This window comes from Bradyrhizobium sp. LB14.3 (assembly GCF_040547985.1).
GTDB lineage: Bacteria > Pseudomonadota > Alphaproteobacteria > Rhizobiales > Xanthobacteraceae > Bradyrhizobium.
Window position 1 is genome coordinate 489,130 of the sequence record NZ_JBEPQT010000001.1, and the last position, 16,054, is coordinate 505,183.

Here is a 16,054-nt window from a genome sequence, read left to right on the forward strand (position 1 = left end):
CTTGAAAGAGGGGTGACTTGAGCGCTTGATCGCGGTTTTCCGATGTGCCGAACGGCCGCGCAGCCCGACCCTGACTCCCGTGGTCAAGGGGGCACGGCAACATCACAGAGCGGCCGGCGGCGCGGTGCGCGAGACCACGCGGTCGCGCAGCCAGGCGCCGATGGTGCAGCCGACAAGGTAGCAGGCGAACATGATCAGGGCGAGGTCGAGCCAGTAGCCGAAACGGCCGGGGACCACATGCGCGAACGAGACGGCGACCAGGGCGGCCGCAAGCACGGCGAGCCAGCGCGCGGTCACTTTCGAGGTGCCGTTGCCGCGCTGGACCACCGAGATCCAGCCCATGCAAAAGCCGAGCAGTAGCGAGCCGATCAACCAGCCGAGATGAAACGAGACGAGATAGGGCATCGTTACCTCACCAGAAATTCGATGCGGCGGTTCTGCGCCTTGGCGTCTTCGGTGGCGTTACCGGCGACGGGCTGCGTGCTGCCATAGCCGACCGCGGTGAAGCGGCTGGCGGGCAGCCCGGCCTTGACCAGATAATCGATCACCGCCTGCGCGCGCTTCTGCGAGAGAGCCTGGTTGAAGGCGTCCTCACCGTCGGCATCGGTATGCCCGGCGACCTCGATATTGGTGGTGGGGCATCGCAGCGCCGTCTCGATCAGATGATCGAGAATGCCGGCGGAATCCGGATCGATGTCGGCGCGCTTCGCCCCGAAGCGGATCTTGGCCTTGGCCAGCAGCTCCGAGAACAATTGCTGGCACACGGTGCCGTCGACCGGGCCGGCCGCAGGTTTCACCGTGATTTCCGGCTTGTACTGCCAGTTTTTCGGGAAATCCTTGCCGAGGCCTGCCCGGATGTCGTTGGCGGCCCCTTCATAGAGCGCATCGCCCGACAGCTTTACCTCGCGGTCGGATACGACAAGCGTGCCGGTCGACAGTCGCGACAGCGCGCCGAGCGCTGCGACCACGGCGGAGTTGAAGGCGCCGGGCGCGCCGAGGCTGGCCTTGAGATTGTCGACGACCTTTTCGTTGAAGAATTTCCGCGACGCGCTGGTGACGATTGCCGTGTGGACATTGTTGTCGGGAACATAACCGGTCAGCGTCACCGTCGCGGCCACCGGATCCTTGTAGGCCTGGAAGACGTAGGGCGGCGCCTTGACGTCGTTGGCAGCAATCGAGAAGCCCTCGGGCAGGTTCTTGAGCGCGGCTGCGACCGCTTCGCGGCCGCCGAGGTCGCGCGCCATGCCCGACAGATTGACCTTGGTGTCCGTTATCGTGATCTTGCCGTCCTTGAGCTTGCCGATCTGGTCGAGCAGCAGCGTCGCAGCCGCCTCGAACCGCGGCGGCGCGCCGCGCGCCAGCCCCATTTGATCGGCCACCTCGACGCCGCCGAGCTCCTTGCGGGCCGCCTCGGTCAGACGGCCCTTGATCGACGGCAAGGGCGCGGAGCCTGACAGCGTCACCCGCACCACGTCGCGTTCGGCGTTCCAGACGAAGGGTTTGGCCTCGGGAACGAGGCGGGTCCGGTCGTCGACCAGGCGCACGCCGGGGACTGTCTCGACCGCCACCACGGCGTCGCGCCGCCCCTCCTCGGAAAACGCGTCCGCGGCCAGGCTGACGTCGCGGCCGTCCACCGCGATCCGGGTCTTGTCCAGAACGGTGTCCTTGAGGGCGGCCGAACTCCGGGCGGAAAGGTCCGCCTCGACCGGCAAGGTATTATTCCAGGCCGCAAATCCCCACATGACGGCCAGCGGGATTAACCCCGGCCACCATTTGCTGGCCCACCTGAAAAGCTTCTGCATTCGACGACCCGAACTCTGGAACCGGAGACAAAACAAACCCTTGGCAGGCTGTCAAACCGGAAATGACGCCCTTCCAAAGGCCCTGCATGGACAATTGGAATAACTTTTTCTTCAAGGGTTCTTCCGTAAGTTGAATCCGGAATGCCAGAGTCCGCCCGCCGGTCATGAAACAACTCCGAAACAACGTCATCCGCGCCGGGCTGGGAGCACTCTATTTCAGCGGGGCGCACCATCTGTTGCGCCCGCTTTTATCGGGCGTCGGCGCTATTTTCATGCTGCACCACGTGCGGCCGGGCCGCGACGCCGCCTTCCAGCCGAACCGGCATCTCGAAGTCACCCCCGAATTCCTGCGCGCCACGCTCAGCCATTTGCGCTCGCACGAGATCGACATCGTCAGCATGGACGAGCTGCATGAGCGGCTGGTGCGGGGCCGGTTCGACCGCCGCTTCGCCGCCTTCACGCTCGACGACGGCTATCGCGACAATCTCGACTATGCGCTGCCGGTTCTGCGCGAATTTGACGCGCCTCTGGCGGTCTATGTCGCCAGCGATTTCGCCGAGGGCACGGGGCGGCTGTGGTGGGAGGCGCTGGAAGCCGTGATCGCCAAGACCGAGCAGATCGAGGTCAAAATCGGCAATGCCGCGCTGCGGCTCGATGCGACGACGCCGGCCGCCAAGCAGGCGGCGTTCGACCGCGTGCACGACTGGCTCCGCGCATTGCCGGGCGAGCACGATCTCAAGCGCGAGATCGAAGCGCTCTGCACCAGGTACGGCGTCGATATGACCGCGTTGTGCCGCGGCCTCTGCCTGTCCTGGAACGAGGTGAAGCGATTTGCCGCCGACCCCCTGGTCACGATCGGTGCCCACACCATCAGCCATTGCAATCTCGCCAAGCAAAGCGAAGAGATCGCCACGCAAGAGATAGCCGTGAGCCGCGCGCGGATCGAGCAGGCGCTCGGCCGCAATGTCCAGCATCTTGCCTATCCCTATGGCGACCGCCAAGCCGCAGGCGAGCGTGAATTCGCCCTTGCGGCGACCGCCGGTTTCAAGACCGCGGTGACGACGCGGCCCGGTATGCTGTTCGCCGAGAACGCCGGCCACATGACCGCGCTGCCACGCGTCTCGCTCAACGGCAATTACCAGGACACGCGAATTTTGCCGGTGCTGACCTCAGGCGCCGCGACCGCGATGTGGAATGGCTTTCGAAGGATCGCGGCGGCTTGATCCAACCGCACACTCAGACCTCATCCTGAGGAGCGCTCCGAAGGAGCGCGTCTCGAAGGATGGGCCGCCCGCATCCTTCGAGACGCGCTGGCGCGCTCCTCAGGATGAGGGCGGAGCTGACGACGAGCTGAGTTGACTCCCCTCCCCACCCCGCTCACAACCAGCGCAAACCAAGGGAGGCATCATGTTCAACGATCTGTTCTCGCTCAAAGGCCGCGTCGCGCTGGTGACCGGCGGCTCGCGCGGCATCGGCAAGATGATCGCGGCGGGATTTCTCAGCGCCGGTGCGGCGAAGGTCTACATCACCGCGCGCAAGGCCGGGCCTTGCGAAGCGACCGCGAACGAGCTCACCGCGCAGTATGGCGGCGAGTGCATCGCGCTGCCGATCGACATCTCGACGCTCGCTGGCGCCGAGCTGCTCGCGAGTGAATTTGGGAAGCGCGAGCCAAAACTCGACATCCTCGTCAACAATGCGGGCGCCGCCTGGGGCGCGGAGTTCGACGAGTTTCCCGAGAGCGGCTGGGACAAGGTGATGAACCTCAACCTCAAGGCGCCGTTCTTCCTGACCAAGGCGCTGGCGCCGATGCTGCGCGCGGCGGCCTCGGCAGAGCGGCCAGCAAAGGTGATCAACATCGCCTCGATCGACGGCATTTTCGTTAATCCGGGCGAGACCTATTCCTACGCGGCGAGCAAGGCCGGGCTGATCCATTTGACGCGGCGCATGGCCGTGAAGCTGATCTCCGACCATGTCGTGGTCACCGCGATCGCGCCGGGCCCGTTCAAATCCGACATGAACCGCGCCGCGCGCGACCACAGCGACGAGGTCTCGACCCGCGTGCCCGCGGGGCGCATCGGCACCGACGAGGACATGGCGGGTGCCGCGATCTATCTCGCCTCGCGCGCGGGCGACTATGTGGTGGGCGCAACCATCGCGGTGGATGGTGGAATTGTTTACGCAAACCCGGGGATCAAGGGGAGCGGGTGGGATAGCTGAGGGTTGCCGCGAGGGCGGCATCCCCTCGCCTCATACTCGGTGTCGTGCCCCGCGAAGGCGGGGCATCCAGTACGCTGCGGCCTATCGGTTCTAGCCTCGCTGCCTCTGGAATACTGGATCACCCGCTTTCGCGGGTGATGACACCATTTGTATTGCGAGAGCGACAGACCCTGACCCCTACGACTCGATCTTCACGTACTCGAAATCGCCCGGCTTGTTGTCGATGCCGACCTTCGGCGGCGAGATCCAGGATGCGAACACGCCGGTCTCGGTGACGGGCTGCATCAGCGAGGTAATGAAGTCGCCGTCCGCGGTCGAGGGCAGCCAATCATCCTTGCGCTTGGCCCAATTGGCGTCGTCGATCAGGAGTCCGTCGGGCGTCGCGTGGATGGCCTTGAACTCGCCGATATGGCGGTGGAAAGCGACGTTGGGCAGCTTGAGCTCAAACTGATAGCCCGCGGTCGAGATCACCTTGTTCCAGCGCAGCATGCCCTTGACACAATCCTGGCTGTAATCGTCGCGCAGGCGCATGTTGAGCGCGGTCAGCGCCGGCTCGTCGACCACCTTGATCTCGCCGTCGATGAACTTCAGCACCGGATAGGTCGCGTTCTTAAGCTGGTGATCGTCGTCGATCTGGGTCTCGTGATAGCGACCCTTGATGCCGGTGTTGAAGGCGTTGGCCGCGTTGGTCGAGACTTCCGAGCCGAACAGATCAAGCGATAGCGTATAGTGCAGGTTCAGCTTCTTCTGGATGGTCGGCAGGTCGATCACGCCGAGCGCGCGGACTTTTGCGATGTCGGACGGATCAGTGATGCCGGCTTCGCGCATCGCATCGCAGGTGCGCTGCACGACGCGGGTGATGCCGGTCTCGCCGACGAACATGTGGTGCGCTTCCTCGGTCAGCATGAAGCGGCAGGTGCGCGACAGCGGATCGAAGCCGGACTGCGCCAGCGAGTGCAGCTGCATCTTGCCGTCGCGGTCGGTGAAGTAGGTGAACATGAAGAAGGACAGCCAGTCCGGCGTCGCCTCGTTGAAGGCGCCCAGCATGCGCGGCGAGTCGGCGTCACCCGAGCGGCGGCGCAACAAATCGTCAGCCTCCTCACGTCCGTCGCGACCAAAGTACTTTTGCAGCAGATAGACCATCGCCCAGAGGTGACGGCCTTCCTCGACATTGACCTGGAACAGATTGCGCATGTCGTACAGCGAGGGCGCGGTCTTGCCGAGGTGGCGCTGCTGCTCGACCGAGGCAGGCTCGGTGTCGCCCTGGATCACTATCAGACGGCGCAGCATGGCGCGATACTCGCCCGGGACTTCCTGCCAGGCCGGCTCGCCGAAATGCTCGCCGAACGGCACGACACGGTTCTCTTCCTGGGGCGCCAAAAGAATGCCCCAGCGATAGTCGGGCATCCGCACATAGTCGAACTTGGCCCAGCCCCGCGGATCGACCGAATAAGCAGTACGCAAATACACCAGCGACTCCTGGAAACCTTCCGGCCCCATGTCGCTCCACCAATCCATGTAGCCGGGATGCCAGCCTTCCAGCGCCTTCAGCACCTGGCGGTCTTCGGCGAGATTGACGTTGTTCGGAATCTTGGTCGAGTAGTCGACGTTCATGATGTTCATGCTCATGGCCGTGCTCCTTGCGATCTCTTGTCCCGGATGCAAGTGCGGCGCGAAGTGCTGCACTGCTGAGCCGGGACCTATTGTCCGGTCCGTAATGGGTCCCGGTTCTGCGCAGCGTCACTTCGTGCCGCAGCGCGCCCGGGACACGAAAGTCGTCACACCCGCGTCATATCGAATTTCGGCTTTTGGCCGCTCCCGTAGCGGCGCAGCGCGCCTTCCTCGCCGACCGCGTTCGGGCGCTGGAAGATCCAGTTCTGCCAGGCGGTCAGGCGCGAAAAGATCTTCGACTCCATCGTCTCGGGGCCGACGAAGCGGAGGCTCGCTTCCATGCCGGTGAGACTGTCCGGCGAAAAACTGGCGCGCTCCTCGAGGAACACGCGGACCTCGTCGTCCCAGTCGATGTCGTCGAGCGCGAAGGTGACGAGACCGAGCTCTTCGGCCTGCTCGGCGTCCAGAGCCGTGCCCATCGTGGCTTCCGCGCGTTCCACATCGGACGGATCGGCCTGGAAGCGCGACTGAAGCCGCGTCAGGCCATGGCTCATCGGATACGGGCCAAAATTCATCGCTGACAGTTCGATCGACGGCGGCGGGCGGTTGTCACCCTGGCGCGTGCCGATCAGCATGTAGGAGCGGTCGGCGGCGAAGACGAGCTCGGCGAGCGTGCCGGCAAAGCAGGAGCCGGGCTCGACCAGCGTCACCAGCGTGCGCGAGGTGACGTCGATGCGCTTCAAGACGCGCTTCCAGTAATGCCTGATCTCGTTGACCAGCCAATGCGCCTTGTTGGCTTCGAGGAAGGCATCGCAGGCGAGCACATGGGCGCGATCGCCGTGACTCTTGAACACCAGCATGGCGATCTCGAGCTCATTGATGCGCAGATGCAGGATCGCGTCGTCGATCTCGCGCGCGACCTGGAGCGGCCAGAACGCGACACCCTGCTCCATCATGCCGTCGATGTCGGCGGGCGGCGCGGCTTCAGGCGCCTTGATCGAGATCGTGGCGATGCGCGCGGCGCGGTCGATATCGACGGTGACAAAGCCATAGCGCAGGCTGGTCTCGTCGATGACGCGCTTGAGCGGGGAAAGAGCAATGCCCTTGCCGCTTCCGTTGCGCTTCGACGCAGCCGCAAACTCCCTGGCACGCTCGATGACCCTGCCTTCGAGCTTGCTGTTCGGCGCGATCTCGTCGACCAGCCGCCATTGCACGGCGCGCTTGCCCTTCACGCCTTCTTCGATGGTGCAGAAGAAATCGGCGTGGTCGCGGCGCACCTTGCGCTTGTCGACCACGCGCGTGAGGCCGCCGGTCCCGGGCAGCACCGCGAGCAGCGGCACTTCAGGCAAGGCAACGGCAGACGCGCCGTCATCGGCGAGCATGATGTAGTCGGTGGCGAGCGCAAGCTCATAGCCGCCGCCGGCGGCCGAGCCGTTCACCACGGTGATGAAGCGCTGGCCGGAATTCTCCGACGAGTCTTCCATGCCGTTGCGGGTCTCGTTGGTGAACTTGCAGAAGTTGACCTTGTGAGCGTGAGTCGAGCCCGCGAGCATGCGGATGTTGGCGCCGGCGCAGAACACGCGGTTCTTGGCCGAGCGCATCACCACGACTTTCACCTCGGGATGCTCGAACCGCAGCCGCTGGACCACGTCGGCAAGCTCGATGTCGACGCCGAGATCGTAGGAATTGAGCTTGAGCAGATAGCCCTCGAACAGGCCGCCGTTCTCGTCGACGTCCATGGTCAGGGTGGCGACGTCACCATCGACCGCGAGCTTCCAGTGCCGGTAGCGGAACGGTTCGGTCTGGAAATCGATGAATGTCGCGCCGCCTGCGAGGCGCCGATCTTCCCCGGCCATGGGCCACCCTTGAGCTTGTTTATGCGTTTTGGCTGTCGCGTTAGATGCACAATAATGCATCTTTTAGAGCGCGCCTAGCCCTTAACGGACCAGGCATGCACTTTGTTTCATGACACCCGCTGGGATCACGCGCCGGCGCTGAGCGCGATCCAGTCGGCTTTGGACAGCTGCGGCCTGCCGAGCTTGGCTAGAAGCAGGCAGTCAGCGCCAGGACCGGAAAGCGCTGCGCGAGTTCAGCGCGCGCATTGGATCACTCGCGTTCGAAGGCACATTCATCGATGTGCCTCCGCAACGTCATGCGGCGCGTACCTGGAGTCCCTGATCGTCGCGCAGGGCGGCTTTTGCAAATTGCTCAATAGCGTCAAGCGTCGCCCCCGGCGCTTCACGATGCGGGGAATGTCCCGCGTCTGAAATGACTTTCAAATCTACCGGACAATAACACTCTTCCTGCGCGATTTCGAGCTGACGCAATGTCCCATATTGATCATCCCGGCCTTGCAGGATCAGCAAAGGGACGCGGATGTAGGCGAGAGACTCGGAAATATCCCAGTCGCGGAATTTCGGATCGAGCCAGGCGCCGTTCCAGCCCTGGAAGGCGTTGTGGACGTCCTTGTGCCAGCGCGCGAGTTTTGCCTTCAGGTCGGTGGTCTCAAATGCCGTCTTGATGTCCGCAATCGACTTCACCGAGATGTCCTCAACGATGAAATGCGGCGCGATCAGCACGAGCCCGCTCAGGCGATGATCCTGATGCGCGCCGGCATAGATCGTCGCGATCGAGGCGCCGTCGGAATGGCCGAGCAGGAGGCCACGCTTGAAGCCGATCGCATCGAGCACCTTCGGCAGCACGTCCAGCGCCTCGCGATCCATATAGTCGAGCGGCCGCGGCAGCGCGACCTTGCTCGACTGGCCGTAGCCCGCACGCGAATAGACGAAGATGCCGGCGGAGGTGGCCTGCTGCAGCTTTTCCGGGAAGTCGCCCCAGAGCCCGACCGAGCCGAGGCCTTCATGCAGCATGACGATGGTCGGTGCGTCGGCGGTTTGCGGCGCGAGCCATTTGTATTCGAGGCTGGCGTTGCCGATGCTGAGGAAGCCGGTGGGGGTGAGGTTGGTCATGCGCATTTTCTTCCAGCAATGAGAACGAGACGTCTCCGCGCGCTCAGCTCGCCCCGTCCCGCAGCTTGAACCGCTGGATCTTTCCCGTCGCCGTCTTCGGCAAGGAATCCACCACGTCGATCCAGCGCGGGTATTTCCACGGGCCGATCTTCTGCTTGACGTGGTCCTTGAGCATCTCCTGCAAGTCCGTCGTCGTCGCGCCGGGACGCAGCACGACGAAGGCCTTCGGCTTCAGCAGCCCTTCCGGATCGGCTTCGGGCACGACGGCGGCTTCCAGCACGGCGGGATGCGTGATCAGCGCGCTCTCGACCTCGAACGGCGAGACCCAGATGCCGGAGACCTTGAACATGTCGTCGGCGCGGCCGCAGAAAGTGTAGCGGCCATCAGTGTCGCGAACGTATTTGTCGCCGGTGCGGGTCCAAGGGCCTTCAAATGTGCGGCGGCTCTTGTGGCGCTGGTTCCAGTAGCCCTCGCCGGCGGAGGGGGCATCGACCAGCAGCTCGCCGACCTCGCCGTCGGCGACATCCTGGCCGGCCTCGTTGACGAGCCGCACCGCATAGCCCGGCACCGGCTTGCCGGAGGAGCCGTATTTGATGTCGCCGGGCTCATTCGACAGGAAGATGTGCAACAGCTCGGTCGAGCCGACGCCGTCGAGAATGTCGACGTTGAAGCGCGCCTTCCAGCTGTTGCCGACGGATTCAGGCAGCGCCTCGCCGGCCGAGGTGCAGATGCGCAAAGACTTGCCGCCACGCTCGCTCTTCATCGCCTCGTCGTTGAGCATCGCCGCAAACAATGTCGGCACGCCGTAGAAGATCGAAGGATTGTAGCGGTTCATCAGGTCGAACATGCGCGCCGGCGTCGGCCGTTCGCTGTTGAGCACCACGGTGGCACCGACCGACATCGGAAAGGTCAGCGCATTGCCGAGGCCGTAGGCGAAGAACAGCTTTGCCGCGGAAAGACAAACATCGTTCTCGCGGATGCCAAGCACCTGGTTCGCGTAAGTATCGGCGGTCGCCTGCAGGTTCGAATGGATGTGGCGCACGCCCTTGGGCATGCCGGTCGAACCTGAGGAATAGAGCCAGAACGCCGGCTCGTCGGGATGGGTCGCGGCGGTCGTGAACCGGTCGCTCTCGCCCGCGAGCTCTTCCGCGAGCTGCTTGTGGCCGTTCGTCTTGGCGCCGGACACCACGACATGCTCGAGATCGGGCATGCGGCCGACGACATCCTTGATGACGGGATAGAGGGCCTCGGAGACAAACAGCACGCGCGCGCGGCAGTCGGCGAGGATGTAGGCGTATTGATCTGATGTCAGCAGCGTGTTGAGCGGCACCGGCACGATGCCGGCGCGGATCGCACCCAGAAACACGACGGGGAAATCGACCGTATCCAGCATGATCATGGCCACGCGCTCTTCGCGGCGGACGCCGAGCCGGCGCAGCATGTTGGCGGTGCGGCGGGTCTGGTGCTGGAGCTCGCCATAGGTGAGCCGGGAGACGGTGTCGTCGAACACGGTCTTGTTGCCGCGCCCCTCCTCGACGTTCCGGTCGAGCAGCCAGGTCACCGCGTTATAGGATCCCTCGCTCACGGACTTCTCCCCCGAATTTAGAATTATAATTCATAGAAAGACACTGTGGCGGCTTGCTGTCAATGCCAGCAGGCACTATGTTTCATTAATATGCGCCGCAGGACACCCGCTCAAGAAGGCCCATGATCCGTAGTCCATGACCGACAGTCCCGACGCCGAATCCCGATTTCTCGAACAGCTCGGCCAGCGCGTGCGCACCATGCGCGCGCTGCGCGGCATGTCGCGCAAAGTGCTCGCCAAGGTATCAGGAATTTCGGAGCGCTACATCGCGCAGCTCGAGAGCGGCAAGGGCAACGTCTCCATCGTGCTGCTGCGCCGCGTCTCCGACGCGATGGGCGCGCATCTGGAAGATCTGCTTCCCTCGGCCGATCCGACCCCGGACTGGCAGATGTTTCGCGATCTCTTGCGCAAGGCGACGCCTGCGCAGATCGCGCAAGCCAAGGATTTGCTCGCCGGCGGCAGCGCATCGGCGCCGCGGCGCGCGCCGTTCTGCGGCATCGCGCTGATCGGCCTGCGCGGCGCCGGCAAATCTACGCTCGGCAGGATGCTGGCGAAGAAGGTCGGCTGGAGCTTTGTCGAGCTCAACAAGGAGGTCGAGCAGCAGAACGGCCTCTCGGTGGCCGAGATCATCGCGCTCTACGGCCAGGAAGGTTTTCGTCGCATGGAGCAGGCGGCGCTGCAACAGCTGCTCGCGCGCAACGAGCTGATGGTGCTGGCGACCGGCGGCGGCATCGTCTCGGAGCCTTTGACCTTCGACCAGATCCTGTCGTCGTTCTACACGATCTGGCTGAAGGCCGAGCCCGAGGAGCACATGGCCCGCGTCCGCCGCCAGGGCGATTTGCGGCCGATGGCGGACGACCGCTCCGCCATGGCGGAGCTGCGCAACATCCTCTTGAGCCGCGAGCCGCTGTATGCGCGCGCGACGGCGGTGGTGGACACGGCGGGACTTTCCGTCGATGCCGCCGCGGCCCGTCTGATCGATGCGGTGCGGCCGGTGCTGCAAAACGAAGCGCGCAGCTTTGGGCTGCGCAGCGTGGCGCTGTAGGTCCGAACTCCCATGGCCGAGAGCGACGTCGCAATCTCGATGTTCGAGCGGATCGGCGGCAGCGCCACGATCGAGCGGCTGGTCGATCGCTTCTACGATCGCATGGACACACTGCCGGAGGCGCAGGTCATCCGCGCGATGCACGCCGCCGATCTCGGCGCGATCAGGGACGTGCTGAAGCGCTATCTCGCCGAATGGACCGGCGGCCCAAAACTTTACTCGATCGAGAAGGGCCATCCCCGGCTGCGCCAGCGCCACATCGGCTTCGCCATCGGCGATGCCGAGCGTGATGCGTGGATGCTCTGCATGCGCGGCGCGCTGGAGGAGACGGTCGTCGATGCTGCCGCGCAGCAAGACCTCGACAAGGCGCTGTCCGGCCTCGCCGACTGGATGCGCAACCAGCCGTAAAAGCGTCGATCAAGGCCGACGTGCGGCGTTCCGGGTACCGCTTCGCTGACCCGGACTATGAGACTTGCGACGCGACTAGATCGACCAGTAATTCGGATGCGGGTAAGGCCGCGAGCGGTCACCCCAGTCGAATTCATCGCCATCGACCTCGCAGGGGCCGCTGCTCAGTTGCTCCGGCGTCAGCTCGACCTGGAAGACCTGACGTCCTGGATCATATCTCAGTGCGCTCCACTGCAGAGGATAATGATGGTGGGTGCCGAGCAGCCCGCCGGTCTTGATCACGGCGTAGGCGACCGTTCCACTCACCTTGTCGAGCATCAACCGCTCGATCGTGCCGAGCTTGGTGCCGTCGCGCCCGTAGACAGCGACATGCTCCACGCGATCACTGGGAACCATGGTATGGTGCATGGCGTCCTCCCTGTTCTCTTTTTTGCCGCGCGCATTATAGCCTGCCAGTCAGGACGAGCGAAACCCACCTCTTTGCTCTCTGGGCTTTTTGCTCTCCTGGCCTCAGCTACAACAGCTGCGAACGCACCGACTCCGCACCGTCCCGCAACAGCGGCAGGAAGCGGCCGACCAATTCCTGCGCCGGCACGCGGTCGACATGAGCGCCCATGTTGATGGCAGCGACAATCACGCCGTCATAACGACGCACCGGGACCGAGATCGATCGGAAATGCGGCTCGGCCTCGCGATCGACCAGCGAATAGCCCTGCGCCCGGTCAGCAACGATGCGCGCGAGCAATCCCTTGGGATCGGTCTCCGTCTGCGGCGTCAGCGTCTCGCACTTCATCGCTTTCAGGCGCGCAACAAGCTCGGCATCATCGAGCTGGCCGAGCATGGCGCGGCCGACCGAGGTGCAGAAGGCCGGCAGGCGGTAGCCGATTTCGAGCCCGCCTGAGAACATGCGCGCCGGGCTGCTGCGCGCGATGAACACGACCTCATCGCCGTCGAGCACCGCGAGCGAGCAGATCTCGTTGGCCGCTGTCGCAACGCGGTCGAGCACCGGTTGCAGGACCGTGACGAGCTGGCTGGACCGCAGATACGATGCGGCCAGTGTCAGCACGTGTGGTGTCAGTGAAAACAGCTTGCCGTCGCCGGCGACGAAGCCGCCGCGCTGGAGCGTGAACAGCATGCGCCGCGCGGTGGCGCGCGGCAGATCGGCGGCGCGGGCGAGATCGCTCAGCGTCATCGGGCCGGCCGCGGTGCCAAAGCATTGCAGCAGGCGCAGGCCGCGATCGAGACTCTCGACGAAATCCGTCGCGCGTTCGTCGCTCTCGCTTCGCTTCAGCTTGGGCATGGCGTCGGGACATTCCTGCAAAATAGTGCTTGCTGCCGATCCAAGGCATGTCATAATTCGCCCATTCGTTCAATAGGCGAACAAACGCCACTCCACAAGGATGCACTCGCCATGATGAGCCAGGAGCAGAACGACCTGATCACCCGCACCGGTCCGAAGGACCCTTGCGGAAAGCTGATGCGGAGCTACTGGCAGCCGGCGGCACTGGTGGACGAGCTCGAAGGCCATCGTCCGATCCGTCCCGTCAAGCTGCTCGGCGAAAACCTGGTGCTGTTTCGCGACGAGACCGGACGCTACGGCCTGATCGATCGCCACTGCGCGCATCGCGGCGCCGATCTCGCCTTCGGACGGCTCGAACATGGCGGCCTGCGCTGCGCCTTCCACGGCTGGCTGTTCGACGCCACCGGGCAATGCATCGAGACGCCGGCTGAGCCGAAGGACTCAAAGCTTTGCCAGAACATTCGCCAGCGCTCCTATCCCGTGGTGGAGAAGAGCGGCATCCTCTGGGCCTGGCTCGGCGAAGGTGAGCCGCCGGCCTTTCCCGAACTCGATTGCTTTGTCGCGCCCGGCACGCACACCTTTGCGTTCAAAGGCCATATGGCCTGCAACTGGCTCCAGGCACTCGAAGTCGGCATCGATCCCGCGCACGCGTCCTACCTGCATCGCTTCTTCGAGGACGAGGACACGTCCACGGCGTACGGCAAGCAGTTCCGCGGCGCCTCCGCAGGCAGCGAGTTGCCGATGACCAAGATCCTGCGCGAGTACGACCGCCCGATCATCAATGTCGAGCACACCGAATACGGCCTGCGGCTGATCGCGCTACGCGAGATCGACGAGGAGCGGACGCATGTGCGCGTCACCAACCAGCTCTTCCCGCACGGCTTCGTCATCCCCATGAGCACGGAGATGACGATCACGCAGTGGCACGTGCCGGTCGACGACGAGAACTGCTACTGGTACGCGATCTTCACCAGCTACGCGAACCCGGTCGACAAGCAGAAGATGCGCGACCAGCGGCTCGAGCTTTACGAGCTGCCGGACTACAAATCGCGCAAGAACAGCAACAACGATTACGGCTTCGATCCGCACGAGCAGCAGACGGCGACCTATACCGGCATGGGCACCGACATCAACGTTCACGACCAGTGGGCGGTGGAGTCGATGGGCACGATCCAGGACCGCACCAAGGAGCACCTCGGCACGAGCGACAAGGCGATCGTGCAATACCGCCGCCTGCTGCGGCAGGAGATCGAGAAGGTCGCGGGCGGCGAGAAGCCGATGCTGCATCTCGACGAGAGCACCGCACGCAGCATCCAGGGTCCGGCGACCATGGACGGCATCGGGCCGACACGTGGCTGGGAGACCTACTGGATGGAAGCCGACGTCAAGCGCCGCCGCGGCGCGCCGTGGACGGCACCGGTGCCGAAGGAGACCGCGGACAATGTGCATCGGCTGACGGCGGCGGAGTGAGGCCTGGTGCAGATGTCTCCTTCGTCATTGCGAGCGAAGCGAAGCAATCCAGACTGTCTCCGCGGACGCATTTCTGGATTGCTTCGCTGCGCTCGCAATGACGGAGAATGTGGCAGGCGTCTTGCACCCGTCGTGCATCGGTGACTGAAGGAGCAAACATAGTGAGTTTCGTCGCGCGTCATGCGCTGTGGTCGGATGAGCAGAAGGACGCGGCGACGCGCATGCGCCGTCTCGTCGAGGAGAAAAATCTCGAAGTCATCCGCCTCGCCTTTCCCGATCAGCACGGCATTCTGCGCGGCAAGACCATCATCGCCTCGGAGGCGATTGCCTCGCTGGAAAGCGGCTGTTCGATCACCACGACCATGCTCGCCAAGGACACCTCGCACCGCACGGTGTTTCCGGTGTTCACGTCAGGCGGCGGCTTCGGCATGAAGGAGATGGAGGGCGCGGCCGACGTGCTGATGGTCGCCGATCCCACCACGTTCCGCGTGCTGCCATGGGCGTCGGCGACGGGCTGGGTGCTTTGCGATCTTTATTTCAATGACGGCCGTCCCGTGCCGTTTGCGACGCGCGCGCTTTATCGCAAGGCGCTCGACGAGCTTGGACGCCGCGGCCACGATTTCGTGGCGGGCCTCGAGGTCGAATTCCACATCTTCAAGCTCGACGACGCGCATATGCGCCCGGAGGATGCGGGACAGCCAGGCACGCCGCCCTCGGTGAGCCTGCTCAGCCACGGCTATCAGTACCTCACCGAGCAGCGCTTCGATCAGATGGAGCCGGTGCTGGAGATTTTGCGGCGTGACATCGTCGCGCTCGGGCTGCCCTTGCGTTCGGTCGAGGTCGAGTTCGGGCCAAGTCAGTGCGAATTCACCTTCGCGCCGAAGAAAGGGCTGGAGCCCGCCGACAATATGGTGCTGTTCCGCTCTGCCGTGAAGCAGATCGCGCACCGCCACGGCTATCACGCCACCTTCATGTGCCGGCCGAAGCTGCCGAACCTGTTCGCGAGCGGCTGGCATCTCCACCAATCGGTCGTCTCCCGCACGAGCGGCGACAACCAGTTCATGGCCAAGGAAACGACCAAGGAGGGCGGCGAACCGCTCAGCGCGTTCGGCCGGGCCTGGCTCGCCGGCCTGCTCGACCACGCCCGCGCATCGACAGTGTTCACCACCCCGACCATCAACGGCTACAAGCGCTACCGCTCCTATTCGCTGGCGCCGGACCGCGCGATCTGGGGCCGCGACAATCGCGGCGTGATGATCCGCGTGCTCGGCGCGGCCGGCGATGCCGCCACGCGCCTGGAAAACCGCATCGGCGAGCCCGCCGCCAATCCCTATCTCTACATGGCCTCGCAGATTCTCTCAGGCCTCGACGGCGTCGACCGCAAGCTCGATCCCGGCCCGTCCGCCGATACGCCCTACGAGACCAAGGCGCCGCTCTTGCCGAAGTCCCTGCGCGATGCGGTCAGCGCGCTGAAGGACGATCCGTTCTTCCGCAAAAAACTCGGCGCCGAGTTCGTCAACTATTACACCCACATCAAGAACGCCGAGATCGACCGCTTCCTGTCTGAGGTGACCGACTGGGAGCATCGCGAGTATTTCGAGGTGTTTTGACCTCGGCTTTCTCCCCGTCATTGCTTCGCTACGCACG

At 64.3% G+C, this 16,054-nt stretch carries 14 protein-coding genes; 6 read left to right on the forward strand and 8 right to left on the reverse strand.

Features of this window, described 5'->3' with window-relative positions; genetic code table 11:
* Positions 1–102: 102 nt before the first annotated feature.
* Together ABIB00_RS02285 and ABIB00_RS02290 are read right to left on the reverse strand one after the other, a co-directional pair.
* A complete protein-coding gene (locus ABIB00_RS02285; RefSeq protein ID WP_247338718.1) occupies positions 103–405 on the reverse strand; it encodes a hypothetical protein in 303 nt (100 codons plus the stop codon).
* Positions 406–407: 2 nt separating this feature from the next.
* The gene (locus tag ABIB00_RS02290) at positions 408–1,802 is read right to left on the reverse strand and encodes an OmpA family protein (RefSeq protein ID WP_354103227.1); all 1,395 of its coding nucleotides are present in this window, start codon (positions 1,800–1,802) and stop codon (positions 408–410) included.
* 164 nt (positions 1,803–1,966) lie between these two features.
* On the opposite strand from ABIB00_RS02290, the gene ABIB00_RS02295 reads away from it, so the two are divergent.
* The gene (locus tag ABIB00_RS02295; protein WP_354103228.1) at positions 1,967–3,025 is read left to right on the forward strand and encodes a polysaccharide deacetylase family protein; all 1,059 of its coding nucleotides are present in this window, start codon (positions 1,967–1,969) and stop codon (positions 3,023–3,025) included.
* Between the two features lie 184 nt (positions 3,026–3,209).
* Positions 3,210–4,019 (forward strand): SDR family oxidoreductase, encoded by an 810-nt coding sequence (locus ABIB00_RS02300; protein WP_354103229.1) that lies wholly within the window; start codon positions 3,210–3,212, stop codon positions 4,017–4,019.
* Positions 4,020–4,196: 177 nt separating this feature from the next.
* Here ABIB00_RS02300 and boxB read toward each other — a convergent pair whose 3' ends face one another.
* The 4 genes from boxB to ABIB00_RS02320 all read right to left on the reverse strand — a co-directional run bounded on the left by boxB (position 4,197) and on the right by ABIB00_RS02320 (position 10,184).
* Positions 4,197–5,648, reverse strand: a complete 1,452-nt coding sequence (boxB, locus tag ABIB00_RS02305) for a benzoyl-CoA 2,3-epoxidase subunit BoxB (protein ID WP_354103230.1) — start codon at positions 5,646–5,648, stop codon at positions 4,197–4,199.
* A 149-nt stretch (positions 5,649–5,797) separates the two neighbouring features.
* Positions 5,798–7,486: a 2,3-epoxybenzoyl-CoA dihydrolase gene (gene boxC / locus ABIB00_RS02310; RefSeq protein ID WP_354103231.1), complete on the reverse strand. Its 1,689-nt coding sequence runs from the start codon at positions 7,484–7,486 to the stop codon at positions 5,798–5,800.
* Positions 7,487–7,780: 294 nt separating this feature from the next.
* Positions 7,781–8,599: an alpha/beta fold hydrolase gene (locus ABIB00_RS02315; RefSeq protein ID WP_354103232.1), complete on the reverse strand. Its 819-nt coding sequence runs from the start codon at positions 8,597–8,599 to the stop codon at positions 7,781–7,783.
* Positions 8,600–8,642: 43 nt separating this feature from the next.
* A complete protein-coding gene (locus tag ABIB00_RS02320) occupies positions 8,643–10,184 on the reverse strand; it encodes a benzoate-CoA ligase family protein (protein WP_354103233.1) in 1,542 nt (513 codons plus the stop codon).
* 136 nt (positions 10,185–10,320) lie between these two features.
* On the opposite strand from ABIB00_RS02320, the gene ABIB00_RS02325 reads away from it, so the two are divergent.
* Together ABIB00_RS02325 and ABIB00_RS02330 are read left to right on the forward strand one after the other, a co-directional pair.
* A complete protein-coding gene (locus tag ABIB00_RS02325) occupies positions 10,321–11,229 on the forward strand; it encodes a helix-turn-helix transcriptional regulator (protein ID WP_247443563.1) in 909 nt (302 codons plus the stop codon).
* 12 nt (positions 11,230–11,241) lie between these two features.
* Positions 11,242–11,637 carry a group II truncated hemoglobin gene (locus ABIB00_RS02330; RefSeq protein ID WP_354103234.1) on the forward strand — a complete coding sequence of 132 codons (396 nt, stop codon included), beginning with the start codon at positions 11,242–11,244 and terminating at the stop codon, positions 11,635–11,637.
* A 75-nt stretch (positions 11,638–11,712) separates the two neighbouring features.
* Here ABIB00_RS02330 and ABIB00_RS02335 read toward each other — a convergent pair whose 3' ends face one another.
* A complete protein-coding gene (locus ABIB00_RS02335) occupies positions 11,713–12,045 on the reverse strand; it encodes a PRC-barrel domain-containing protein (protein ID WP_247338730.1) in 333 nt (110 codons plus the stop codon).
* 106 nt (positions 12,046–12,151) lie between these two features.
* The gene (locus tag ABIB00_RS02340) at positions 12,152–12,937 is read right to left on the reverse strand and encodes an IclR family transcriptional regulator domain-containing protein (RefSeq protein WP_354103235.1); all 786 of its coding nucleotides are present in this window, start codon (positions 12,935–12,937) and stop codon (positions 12,152–12,154) included.
* A 111-nt stretch (positions 12,938–13,048) separates the two neighbouring features.
* Here ABIB00_RS02340 and ABIB00_RS02345 point away from each other — a divergent pair, with 111 nt between their 5' ends.
* Both ABIB00_RS02345 and ABIB00_RS02350 read left to right on the forward strand, forming a co-directional pair.
* The gene (locus ABIB00_RS02345; protein ID WP_354103236.1) at positions 13,049–14,407 is read left to right on the forward strand and encodes an aromatic ring-hydroxylating dioxygenase subunit alpha; all 1,359 of its coding nucleotides are present in this window, start codon (positions 13,049–13,051) and stop codon (positions 14,405–14,407) included.
* A gap of 161 nt (positions 14,408–14,568) precedes the next feature.
* Complete coding sequence (locus ABIB00_RS02350) at positions 14,569–16,017, forward strand: glutamine synthetase family protein (protein WP_354103237.1); 1,449 nt, start codon at positions 14,569–14,571, stop codon at positions 16,015–16,017.
* Positions 16,018–16,054 lie beyond the last annotated feature (37 nt).

Bases quoted from the DNA above. Each gene is read 5' to 3' on its own strand.
- ABIB00_RS02295 (WP_354103228.1), top strand. From the start codon at position 1,967: ATGAAACAACTCCGAAACAACGTCATCCGCGCCGGGCTGGGAGCACTC.
- ABIB00_RS02285 (WP_247338718.1), bottom strand. From the start codon at position 405: ATGCCCTATCTCGTCTCGTTTCATCTCGGCTGGTTGATCGGCTCGCTA.
- boxC (WP_354103231.1), bottom strand. From the start codon at position 7,486: ATGGCCGGGGAAGATCGGCGCCTCGCAGGCGGCGCGACATTCATCGAT.
- ABIB00_RS02335 (WP_247338730.1), bottom strand. From the start codon at position 12,045: ATGCACCATACCATGGTTCCCAGTGATCGCGTGGAGCATGTCGCTGTC.
- ABIB00_RS02290 (WP_354103227.1), bottom strand. From the start codon at position 1,802: ATGCAGAAGCTTTTCAGGTGGGCCAGCAAATGGTGGCCGGGGTTAATC.
- ABIB00_RS02330 (WP_354103234.1), top strand. From the start codon at position 11,242: ATGGCCGAGAGCGACGTCGCAATCTCGATGTTCGAGCGGATCGGCGGC.
- ABIB00_RS02325 (WP_247443563.1), top strand. From the start codon at position 10,321: ATGACCGACAGTCCCGACGCCGAATCCCGATTTCTCGAACAGCTCGGC.
- ABIB00_RS02315 (WP_354103232.1), bottom strand. From the start codon at position 8,599: ATGACCAACCTCACCCCCACCGGCTTCCTCAGCATCGGCAACGCCAGC.
- boxB (WP_354103230.1), bottom strand. From the start codon at position 5,648: ATGAGCATGAACATCATGAACGTCGACTACTCGACCAAGATTCCGAAC.
- ABIB00_RS02340 (WP_354103235.1), bottom strand. From the start codon at position 12,937: ATGCCCAAGCTGAAGCGAAGCGAGAGCGACGAACGCGCGACGGATTTC.
- ABIB00_RS02345 (WP_354103236.1), top strand. From the start codon at position 13,049: ATGATGAGCCAGGAGCAGAACGACCTGATCACCCGCACCGGTCCGAAG.
- ABIB00_RS02300 (WP_354103229.1), top strand. From the start codon at position 3,210: ATGTTCAACGATCTGTTCTCGCTCAAAGGCCGCGTCGCGCTGGTGACC.